Source organism: Gordonia sp. GONU, from assembly GCF_024733855.1.
In the GTDB taxonomy this organism is placed as follows: domain Bacteria; phylum Actinomycetota; class Actinomycetes; order Mycobacteriales; family Mycobacteriaceae; genus Gordonia; species Gordonia amicalis.
The window spans coordinates 18,046-28,426 of the sequence record NZ_JANRHB010000047.1; the positions used below are offsets into that span (position 1 = coordinate 18,046).

At 67.0% G+C, this 10,381-nt stretch carries 11 protein-coding genes; 10 read left to right on the plus strand and 1 reads right to left on the minus strand.

Annotation, left to right across the window (positions count from 1 at the left end):
- Positions 1-49: 49 nt before the first annotated feature.
- Positions 50-439 carry a nuclear transport factor 2 family protein gene (locus NWF34_RS23920; RefSeq protein ID WP_258326290.1) on the plus strand — a complete coding sequence of 130 codons (390 nt, stop codon included), beginning with the start codon at positions 50-52 and terminating at the stop codon, positions 437-439.
- A gap of 16 nt (positions 440-455) precedes the next feature.
- Here the strand turns inward: NWF34_RS23920 and NWF34_RS23925 are convergent, their stop codons facing one another.
- Positions 456-1,136: an SDR family oxidoreductase gene (locus NWF34_RS23925; protein ID WP_096274857.1), complete on the minus strand. Its 681-nt coding sequence runs from the start codon at positions 1,134-1,136 to the stop codon at positions 456-458.
- Positions 1,137-1,341: 205 nt separating this feature from the next.
- Here NWF34_RS23925 and NWF34_RS23930 point away from each other — a divergent pair, with 205 nt between their 5' ends.
- The 9 genes from NWF34_RS23930 to NWF34_RS23970 all read left to right on the plus strand — a co-directional run bounded on the left by NWF34_RS23930 (position 1,342) and on the right by NWF34_RS23970 (position 10,326).
- A complete protein-coding gene (locus NWF34_RS23930; protein WP_096274856.1) occupies positions 1,342-2,682 on the plus strand; it encodes an amylo-alpha-1,6-glucosidase in 1,341 nt (446 codons plus the stop codon).
- A gap of 90 nt (positions 2,683-2,772) precedes the next feature.
- On the plus strand, positions 2,773-3,147 hold the full coding sequence (locus NWF34_RS23935; RefSeq protein ID WP_375295704.1) for a hypothetical protein: 375 nt from the start codon (positions 2,773-2,775) through the stop codon (positions 3,145-3,147).
- A 261-nt stretch (positions 3,148-3,408) separates the two neighbouring features.
- A complete protein-coding gene (locus NWF34_RS23940) occupies positions 3,409-3,792 on the plus strand; it encodes a hypothetical protein (protein WP_006438059.1) in 384 nt (127 codons plus the stop codon).
- Between the two features lie 9 nt (positions 3,793-3,801).
- On the plus strand, positions 3,802-4,353 hold the full coding sequence (locus tag NWF34_RS23945) for a dimethylamine monooxygenase subunit DmmA family protein (RefSeq protein WP_258326291.1): 552 nt from the start codon (positions 3,802-3,804) through the stop codon (positions 4,351-4,353).
- The gene (locus NWF34_RS23950; protein WP_258326292.1) at positions 4,350-5,363 is read left to right on the plus strand and encodes a PDR/VanB family oxidoreductase; all 1,014 of its coding nucleotides are present in this window, start codon (positions 4,350-4,352) and stop codon (positions 5,361-5,363) included. The genes NWF34_RS23945 and NWF34_RS23950 overlap by 4 nt, the downstream gene beginning before the upstream one ends.
- Positions 5,360-6,892, plus strand: a complete 1,533-nt coding sequence (locus NWF34_RS23955; protein ID WP_258326293.1) for a DUF3445 domain-containing protein — start codon at positions 5,360-5,362, stop codon at positions 6,890-6,892. Before NWF34_RS23950 ends, NWF34_RS23955 begins: the two co-directional genes overlap by 4 nt.
- Positions 6,889-7,878 (plus strand): PDR/VanB family oxidoreductase, encoded by a 990-nt coding sequence (locus tag NWF34_RS23960; protein WP_159404642.1) that lies wholly within the window; start codon positions 6,889-6,891, stop codon positions 7,876-7,878. The genes NWF34_RS23955 and NWF34_RS23960 overlap by 4 nt, the downstream gene beginning before the upstream one ends.
- The gene (locus NWF34_RS23965) at positions 7,875-8,900 is read left to right on the plus strand and encodes a DUF3445 domain-containing protein (RefSeq protein ID WP_258326294.1); all 1,026 of its coding nucleotides are present in this window, start codon (positions 7,875-7,877) and stop codon (positions 8,898-8,900) included. The genes NWF34_RS23960 and NWF34_RS23965 overlap by 4 nt, the downstream gene beginning before the upstream one ends.
- Before the next feature lie 64 nt (positions 8,901-8,964).
- Positions 8,965-10,326: an ammonium transporter gene (locus NWF34_RS23970; protein WP_159404644.1), complete on the plus strand. Its 1,362-nt coding sequence runs from the start codon at positions 8,965-8,967 to the stop codon at positions 10,324-10,326.
- The last annotated feature ends 55 nt before the right edge of the window (positions 10,327-10,381 follow it).

Consider the following 10,381-nt stretch of genomic DNA (forward strand, 5'->3'; position numbering starts at 1 on the left):
CGCGTGCTACGGTGCGGAACTAGAACACGTTCTAATTTCTGGAGGATTCATGACCGTGGAGCAAGCCGGCCTCGCCGACCAGATCGACGCGGCGGTGGACGCCTACATCGAGTTGCTGAACTCCGGCACCGCCGAGCAGATCGCCGACCTCTACGCGCCCGACGCGACGGTCGAGGACCCGATCGGCGCCGACATCCGCAATTCCCGCGAACAGCTCGTCGAGTTCTACTCGGTGATCACCGGCATGGACGAGCGCACCGCGACCCTCAAGTGGAAGAAGGTCGCCGGCGACACCGCCGTCTTCGAGTTCACCCTGGTGACCAAGACCTCCGGACTGGCCTTCGAGATCACGCCCGTCGACATCATGGTCTTCAACGCCGACGGCAAGGTGTCGTCGATGCGGGCGGTCTGGCGTCCAGAGGACCTGACGCAGCTCTGACTCCGCTCCGAGCTGCTTACCAACGCCCCGTCGGCCTCAGCACGATGTCCTGCGGATGGGCGTCGACGGGCGTCTGGATGGCGTGTACGACGGCGGCCGCGACGGACTCCGGGCGCAGGAACTGCGAGGCGTCATAGTCCCGGCCCTCGATGGCGACCAGTTCGCGCTGCATGTCGGTGTCGATGCGCCCGGGGTAGACGGACGTGACCCGTAGTGTCGGTTCCTCGGCGCGCAGCGAGTCGGCGAGTGCCCGCAACCCGAACTTGCTCGCCGCATACGGCGCCCAGCGGGGTTTGGCGGTCCGGCCCGCGCCCGAGTTCACGAAGACGACGTGCCCTTCTGCCTGCCGCAGCGCCGGCAGCAGGAGCCGGGTCAGTTCGGCGACGGCGACGAGGTTGATCTCGAGGACGTGATGCCACTCCTCGACGGGGGTGTCGGCCACATGCTCGAGACTGCTGCCGACGCCGGCGTTGTGGACCAGCACGTCGAGTTCGTTGATCGCTTCCACGGCACCGGCGACCTCGTCGTAGTCGGTCAGCTCGACGGCGAACGTGCTCGCGCCGTCGAGTTCGATGGCGAGGTTGTCGAGTTCGGGCGAGGGGCGTCCACCCAACAACAGGTCGTGGGTGGGCGCGAGCTGTCGGGCGATCTGGGCGCCGAGGCCGCGACTGGCCCCGGTGATCAAAGCGGTGGGCACTCTGCCCACCCTACTGGGCGACCCGGATGCCGAAATCGTCATGCTGACCACCCTCCGCCGACCGAGTAGCGACGACCCGGACGCCAAATCGTCACGCCCCCTACCCTCCGCTGGCCGAGTAGCGACGACCGAACGGAGTGAGGACGACGCGTATCGAGGTCACCTCGATGAGCACACGACGGCGCCGCGGGGCAGAATCGTCGGCGTGGCCCGGTACGGATTCACCCCAACGCAGCTGTCGGCACGTGCCGCGTATCTGCTGCGCGGCAACGACCTGGGCACCATGACCAGTGCGGCACCCAAGCTGTACCCGCACATGTGGAGTTGGGACGCCGCCTTCGTCACCGTCGGTCTCGCACCGCTGTCGGTCGAGCGAGCGGTGATCGAGATGGACACCCTGCTCTCGGCGCAGTGGCGCAACGGCATGATCCCGCACATCGTGTTCGCCAACGGTCGGGACGGGTACTTCCCCGGCCCGGCCCGCTGGGAGTGCGCGCGACTGGCCGAATGCGCCCCCGACTTCCCGGACACCTCGGGGATCACCCAGCCTCCGGTCCACGCGATCGCGGTGCAGCGCATCCTCGACCATTCCCGACGCCACGGCCGGACCACGCGGGCAGTGGCCAACGAGTTCATCGACCGCCGGTGGAGTTCCCTGGTGCGATGGCACCGGTGGCTGGCTCATGCCCGGGATCCCATGGGGCGCGGCCGGATCACCATCTTCCACGGCTGGGAATCCGGTATGGACAACTCGCCGCGCTGGGACTCGGCATACGCGAATGTCGTTCCGGGACTGGACCTGCCGCCGTACTCTCGGGCAGATCTCGACCACGTGTCGGATCTGTCGATGCGGCCGACCGACCTCGAGTACGACCGCTACCTCTGGCTCGTCGAACAGATGAAGCGCGCGAACTACGACGACGACGTGTTGCCGAAGGTCATGAGTTTCGCGGTCGAGGACGTCTTCGTCAGTGCGATCTTCGCCGTCGCCTGCGATGTGCTCGCGACGATCGGTGAGGACTACTCCAAGCCGCTCGCCGACGTCCGCGACCTGCGCGCATGGGCCGACCGTTTCCGTTCCGGCGTCGTGGCCGCAGCCAACGACCGTAACGGCGCCGCAAGGGATTTCGACCTGCGCGCGAACTCGTGGATTCCGACCGAGACGATCGCCGCGTTCGCCCCGTTGATCTGCGGAGGTCTCCCGCGCGACCGGGAACGGGCTCTGCTCCGGCTGTTCGAAGGTCCGCGATTCTGTGGGCACCCCGACCTCCGGTACGCGGTCCCGCCGTCGACGTCGCCGATCTCGGCCGACTTCCGCCCGCGCGAATACTGGCGCGGTCCGGTGTGGCCGGTCATGACCTGGTTGTTCAGCTGGGCGTTCGGACGCCGCGGCTGGACCGAGCGCTCCGCGCGCCTTCGGGAGGAGGGTCTGCGCCAGGCCACCGACGGCTCGTTCGCGGAGTACTACGAACCCTTCACCGGCGAACCCCTGGGCAGCATGCAGCAGAGCTGGACCGCGGCGTCGGTGCTGGACTGGCTCGACTGAGCCCCGCGAGTCGACTACCTGCGAGGTAGTGGCCTTCCTGCGTTCAGGCGCGCAGTCTGGAGTCACGGCGATCCGCACAGGAGGTGTCCGATGACCACTCGACCGATTGCCACTCCACCGAATGCCACTCCACCGATTGCCACGACGATCCGCGTCAGACGCCGACCGGCACCACCGCGACCCGTGGCGTCGACCCCGATGTGGCTGACCGCAGTGATGAAGTGCGACAAGGCGCTGTCGTTCTGGTTCGTCCCGGCCGGCTTCCTCTTCGCGCCGCTCCTGCTGATCCTCGACCCGTGGCCGGTCGCCAGGACCATCGCATTGGTGACGATCTCCCTGTGTGGACTCTGGCTGGGCCTGCTCGGGGTTTTCATGGCCGTCGGACTCGCGCGCGTGTTGCGTTCCGGCGACGTGCTTCCCGACGAGTACTGGTTCCGGTTGCTCGACTACCACCCGCGGGCTTGATGAACCGCTCACTCATTCCGTTCCCGCCCACCCGATAAAAAGTGAGCGGGAACGGAATCGTTGAGCGAATGTCTCGGTTGCGGATTCGCCGCGTTGCACACCATTACAAAGCCGTCACACTGCTGAAACACGCCACTTGTTTCATAACAGGGGACGGCGTCCACTCCGAAGAGTCACCGCAAACGACGGCTGGCAGCGGAGGACGCCGAGCACCTACCCCGACGAGCGCGTACGCGCCCGAGTGAGACATGGAGGAGCCTCGTGACGATCGAGAGTGCCAAGGCGTTGGAGTTCCGCGTGACCAGCGATGGCTGGAAGGACCTGCCGAAGATGCCGGAGGCCGAGTACCCGGGTACTGCGGGATTCATCGGCGACGTCTATGAAAACCCGGACGGCAGCCCGATGTGCAGCGGATACTTCGAGCTCCGCCACACCGACGAACCGCTCTACTACGAGTACGAATACGACGAGATGAAGGTCGTCCTCGAGGGCGAGTTCCTGTTGGAGAACAAGGAAACCGGACAGAAGACCGTTGCCAAGGCCAAGGATGCGATCTTCTTCCCCAAGGGTTCGAAGATCTACTTCAGCACCCCTGACTATGCGCTCGCCTTCTACACCGGGCAGCGCGACGCCACTCTCCTCTGAGCGACCGCCATGTCGCAGATCGCGTACTCCAGCGTGCCGGTGTGGGCGCGACCTGGTGACCTGGTCGAGACGTCGACTCCCGCGCCGACCGGCAGTTCCTACCTGCTGGTCGGTGTGGGGGACGTCGCCGATGCACTGAGTCGCTGGGAAGCCGACCTCGCGTCGCTGGCCACCACCCGAATCCACGGCGACGCCGACACGGCCGCCGACCTGCTGGCCGACGCGCTTGCCGAGGCCACCGTCGGGGTCCGGGTCTGGATCGTCGCCGACGCCGGCTCGGCACTGCGGCTGCGCGCCGTCGCCGTGAACGCCGGTCTCGAAGACGACGAGATCGATTTCAGCACAACGGGTTCCGTCGAACCGACCGAGGCAGACGTGTTCTGTTCGCACTGCCGGACGGTCACGCGCGCCCGAGTGGCGATCGACGACGTCATCCCCTGCGCCGGTTGTCGACGCGACCTGCTCGTGTACCACCACGTGTCCCGTCGAACGGGTCAGTTCCTGGGGTTCATGGTCGACGCCGAGACCCAGTTCTTGACCACCGAGGAGATCGAGCTGTGAGCATCACAGTCGCAGAACCTGATTCGGCCGATGTCGGTGCGGCGTCGACGAATCGCCGCGCCGATCGGGCCGTCACGATGCAACTCGTCGTGACCTCGATCGACACGACCGTCGCGGGTATCCGCGGCATCATCCTCGCCCACCCGGACGGACGTTCGCTGCCCGGCTTCATTCCGGGTAGCCATCTGGTGGTGCATGCCGGCGAGAACACCAACGCCTACAGCTTGACCGGCGACGGCACGCATCCGACGCACTACTCGATCTCGGTCCTCGAGGTCGCGGACGGCAAGGGTGGATCCCGCTGGCTGCACGAGGTGCTCGCGGTCGGTGACCTGCTGACCGTCGGACTCCCCCGCAGCGCGTTCGCGCCCATCGCCCGCGCCCGCAAGCATCTGCTGGTGGCCGGCGGAATCGGGATCACCCCGATGGTGTCCCATCTGCGCGCAGCCGTGCGCTGGGGGCGAGACATCCAGTTGCTCTACGTCTTCCGGAAGGACGCGGCCGCCCACGTGGCTGACGTGGCCGCGCTTGCACGAGCCCGCGCCGAACTGTTCACCGACCGCGTCTCGTTCATCGAACGCCTCGACGAAGCTCTCCGCGCCCAGCCGGTCGGCACCCACCTCTACGTGTGCGGGCCGTCGGCGATGATCGACGCCGTCGTCGACGCGGCGGCGCAGGCCGGATGGCCCGACTCCCGAATTCATTTCGAGCGGTTCGGGATCGACGCGCTCGACGCCGGTGATCCCTTCCGCGTCGACCTCGTCGAATCCGGGCGGAGCATCGACGTCCCGTCGGGGACGAGCATGCTCGAGGCCCTTGAACAGGTAGGCGTCGAGGTCCCCAATCTGTGCCGTCAGGGCGTGTGCGGTGAATGCCGCATTCCCCTGGCCGGCGGATCACCCATCCACCGCGACCTCTACCTCAGTGCCGAGGAGAAGGACGCCGGTGACGCCATCATGCCGTGCGTCTCTCGCGCCGCCGGCGGCTGCACCCTGGAGGTCCCCCTGTGACGAGCACGATCCAGAACACCACTCCCACAACGCCGGACGACGCCGACCTGGTCGCCGGGTTCCCGTTCCCCTTCCTCGAGGACCGGTATCGCTACAGCACCAACGTCGAACCGGCCGAGCAGCCCGTCACCACACCGGCGGGGCAGTGGGGCACCGCGATCGTCGACATCGACTCCGAATATCGCGCCGAAGTCGACCAGCGGGGGGCGATCCTCGCCGCCGACCCGACGAGGCACGCGGTACTCCCCCACATGGTCCCCGCCACCTGGGACGCGATGTTCACCCTCATGCGCGAACTCGATGCCGCCTACCCGGAGCAGATGCAGCTGCGCTCGACGGGTCCCGACGAATGGTTGTGGCGCAACGACATCCTCGGCATCGAACAGCGCTTCCGGTACGGCGACGCCACCACGCTCCCCGACGAACCGCTGCGGTACATCACCTCCCAGGTCCAGGAGGACATCGCGCTCCTGGACCAGCGCAACGGCCAGCTGTTCGTCGACGCCGGTGTGGTGACCTTCGCCGCGGACTGGAGCTTCGGTTTCGACGTCGGCATGAGCTTCCTCGAGATCCACGGACCAGTCCCACGGGTTCGCAGGGAAGGCGTCATCACCCGGGCCCACGAGTTCCTCAAACGGCTGCAACCGCACCAGCCCTACCGGCGGACCAACTGGACACTCACCATCGACCGCCGCCTCGACGTCTCGACCGAGATCTACCCCGAGTGGGGACCCGACCGCGAGGCCATCCTGCTCGTCGACGACGCCGAGTTCGGCCGCCGGGTCCACCTGCGCGTCGAGGTGCAGCACCTCATCCGGCTCCCCGACTCCGGTGCCGTCATGTTCCTCATCCGCACCTACCTGCTCCCCCTCGAGCTGCTGGCCACCGTCGACCCCTGGCGTCGTCGTGCCGCCGAGGTCCTGGCCGAATTGCCCGAGGACATGGCCGATTACAAGGGCATCATCAAGTACCGGGACCGAGCCGCCCGGTGGCTGCGCAACGCCGCTCGACAGTCGGCGCCGACCGGTCCGGGCATGCCGGTCTGGCCCACCACTCCGCCGGACGTCGACACCACCGGGGCGGCCTTCCTCGTCGTCGCGGTCGGCGACGACGCCGAGACCGCTCACGTGTCGCGGAACTGGGTCGCGGCGGCCGAGGCCGTCGGAGCCACCCGACTCCTGGTGCTCGACACCCTCACCGACGAGCAGGATCGCCGGTCCCTGAACGCCGCCCTCGATGCCGCGCTCACCGGCACGCGCATCCTCGTCACCGGCGGTCAGTACGACGTGATGACCGCGCTGGCGATGGCACGTGAGGCCGGAGCGGTTCCCGCGGAGTTGTCGTCATACGTCGTCCACACCCGCGACCTTCCGCTCTATTGTGCGCACTGCCGCACCACCTTCCGGGTGGAAGGCCGTGCGGGCGGGGTCGTCTCCTGTCCGGGCTGCGCTCGTGATCTGGAGGTTCACGAGCATCATTCGCCGACGATGGGCAGCTTCCTCGCCTCAGCGGCGGGCGGTGATGCATGACCGCAGCAGCCATCCCCGCACACCTGCACCCGGGTTACGTGACCTCGGCGCGCCCGATGCGTGTGGTCACGGTTCGTCGGCTGACCGAGGACATCACCCACTTCCGGTTCGCGCCGTTCGACGACGCCCCGCAGGTTCTGACGCCCTATCAACCGGGCAGCCATCTGATCGTCACCGCCGGTGAGCACCGCAATGCCTACTCGCTGGTCGACGACGGCATGTGCCCGAACACCTACGGCATCTCGGTGCTCCGACGCGGCGCCGGCGGCGGCTCGGACTGGTTGCACGACAACCTGTCCGAGGACGCCGTCGTCGAGGTGGAGGGACCCCGGTCGATGTTCGCGCCGGTCCTCGGCCAGCGTGGAGCACTGCTCGTCGCAGGAGGGATCGGCATCACCCCGGTCCTGTCGCACGCGCGTGCGCTGGCGCGTGAGCGGCGTCGTGCCGACATCGTCTACTCGTACCGGCCCGGCTGCGGCGCCCACCTCGACGATCTCCGCGCGCTCGCCCAGCAGCCGAACATCACCCTGCACGAGGTGTCCGGGGCCGACGCCACCGCGGAGTTGCTCGCCGAACGGTTCCGTGCCCAGGCCCTGGGTACCCACGCGTACGCGTGCGGACCGGCATCCCTGCTCGAGACGTACACCGAACTCGCGAAACAGGCCGGGTGGCCCACGGCGCGTGTGCATCTCGAACGATTCGCGGCTCCGGAACAAGACCCTGGCGACCCCTTCACGGTGACGCTGTCCTCGACCGGCGACCGGATCGACGTCCCGGCCGGCGTTTCCCTCCTGCAACGACTCCTCGACCATGGTGTCGAGGTGCCCAACCTGTGCCGCCAGGGTGTGTGCGGCGAATGTCGGATACCGGTGCGCGACGGCATCATCGAGCATCGTGACCTCGTCCTGTCCGAGGAGGAGAAAGCCCTCGGTGACGCGATGTTGTGCTGCGTCTCCCGGGGCCAGAACATCGAGGTGGACCTGTGACCACAGAAGCGATACCGACCGCATCGATCCGGGATTTCCTCACGGGGCCGGTGGACCACCTGTCCAACCTGCCGTGGCCGTTCCCGGACGACCTCGAGGAGTTCACCTACAGCGTCAACGTCGAGCCCGCACGCATCCCGCGGTGCACGCGCGGCGGTGAATGGGGAAGGCACCTGGTCGATCTCGGTGGTGCCGAGTATCCCGAGATCATGGCCGAACGTCGCCGGATCCTGGACAACGACCCCTCACGGGTGCGGGTCCGTGCCGGGATGGAGATCGCGTGCTGGGATCTGCTGCTCTACTACCTGCGCGACCTCGGCATCTCCTACCCCGGCCTCATGCACCTCGACGAGTTCGGCGACGGGCGCTTCCACTGGCGTAACGAGATCCTGGGCACCGACCAGGAATTCGTGCTCGGCGACCCCGACACCCTGCCGTGCGGACCGATGCAGTTCCTGGCCCGTGAGGTGCCCGACGATCTGCTCCTCGTCACCGAACGCGATGGGCATCTGTACTTCGACGCCGGTGTCGTGACCTTCGCCGCGGCCTGGTCGGTCTCCTTCGACGTGGGCATGGACATGTACGAAATCCACGCCCCGGTACCACGCATGCTTCGCGAGGGCATCGTCGCCCGCGCCGAACAATTCCTGCGCAGGCTACCGGCAGATCAGGTGTACCGCAGGGTGAACTGGACTCTGTCGGCGTCGGATTCGCACAAGCTCGACGTGAGTCTCGAAGAGTTGCCGACATGGGCGGCCGACGTCCCGGCCATGGTTGCCGACGGCGATTTCGCCAGGGCACGCCTGCGAATCGAGCTCGAACACTTCGTCCGGTTGCCGATGTCGGGTGCCGTGACGTTCAATATCCGGACATTCATGGCCTCGCTGGAGGACGTGAAACGAATACCCGAGTGGGCCGATCAGTTGGCGGCCGTCATCGAGTCGCTCGGTGAGGACATCGCCGCCTACAAGGGATTTCTCGACTATCGCGACAACGTCGTCGCGTATCTACGCGGTCAATGACGCCCGTGAGCTGCTGGTGCACCAAACCACCGACCTCTTCAGTCTCCGAACCGAAAGATCGCCCATGGAACCGATACTCGCGGCCAACGCCGACCTCGCCTGGATGCTGGCGGCATTCGTCTTCGTCCTTCTCATGTTCCCCGGCCTCGCCTTCTTCTACGGCGGCATGGTCGGCTCGAAGAACGTGCTGAACATCATGTCGATGGTCATGTCGACCCTCGCCATCACCGCCGTGCTCTACGTCGTCATCGGCTACGGGCTCGTGTCCGGTCCGTCGGTGGGCGGGTGGGGCCTCATCGGCAACCCGACCGATTTCATCGGTCTCACCAACTGGTTGACCGACGACGCCTCCGGCGCGACCCAGACGCTGTACTTCGCGGCGTGGTTCATCCTGTTCGCGGCCATCACCATTGCCATCGTCGCCAGTGGAGCAGCAGGCCGGATGAAGTTCTCCGCCTGGCTGGTCTTCGCGCCGATCTGGCTCCTGGTGGTGTACTTCCCGGTCGCACACTGGGTGTTCTCGGCCGACGTCGATGACAACTACAAGGGCGGCTTCCTGCTGAACAAGCTGGAGATCGTCGACTACGCAGGCGGAACCGCGGTCCACATGAACTCCGGTGTCGCGGCTCTGGCCCTGGCCGTCGTCCTCGGGGCCCGCAAGCGCCGCATGGAGCGTCCGCACAACCTCCCGATGACCATGCTGGGCGGGGGCATCCTGTTCTTCGGCTGGTTCGGTTTCAACGGCAGCTGCGCGCTCGGTGCGAACTTCCTTGCGCAGGCGGTCATCCTGAACACGCTGCTCGCCGGATCCGCCGGCATGATCGGGTTCGCGATCATCGAGCGGTGGCGCGAGGGTCACGTCACGTCGCTCGGCCTGATCACCGGCACCGTCGCGGGCCTGGTCGGCATCACCCCTGCCGCCAGCAGCATGGCGCCGCTGGGTGCACTGTGCGTGGGCATCTTCGCCGCAGCGGTCGTCGCGTTCCTGCTCAGCTTCAAGAGCAGGCTCAAGATCGACGAGACGCTCGACGCCTTCGCCGTCCACGGCATCGGCGGCATCGTCGGCACCATCTGCATCATCCTGTTCGCGACCGAGGCCGCTCCGGCCGGTGTCCAGGGCGTCCTGTTCGGCGGTCCGGTCGACATCGTCTGGCGTGAGCTCGCCGGCATCGCCATCACCTGCACCTACTCGTTCGTGATGACCTGGCTCATCGCGAAGGGACTCGACAAGCTGATCGGGCTGCGCGTCGACGACGAGACCGAGATGGTGGGCCTCGACACCACGCTGCACGCCGAGACCGCGTACGAGATCCCCAGTGCCAGTGTGGGTCGGCCCGGCGGTGGGCTGGCCGGTCTGTCACCGTCGGCAGCTGCCGAATCGGTGGAGAAGTCGATGCCGGCATCGGCACCACCCGCGCAGGTCTGACCGCGCGGAGAAGACGAACAACGGCCCGGGGGTCCACCGTCAGACGGTGGTCCCC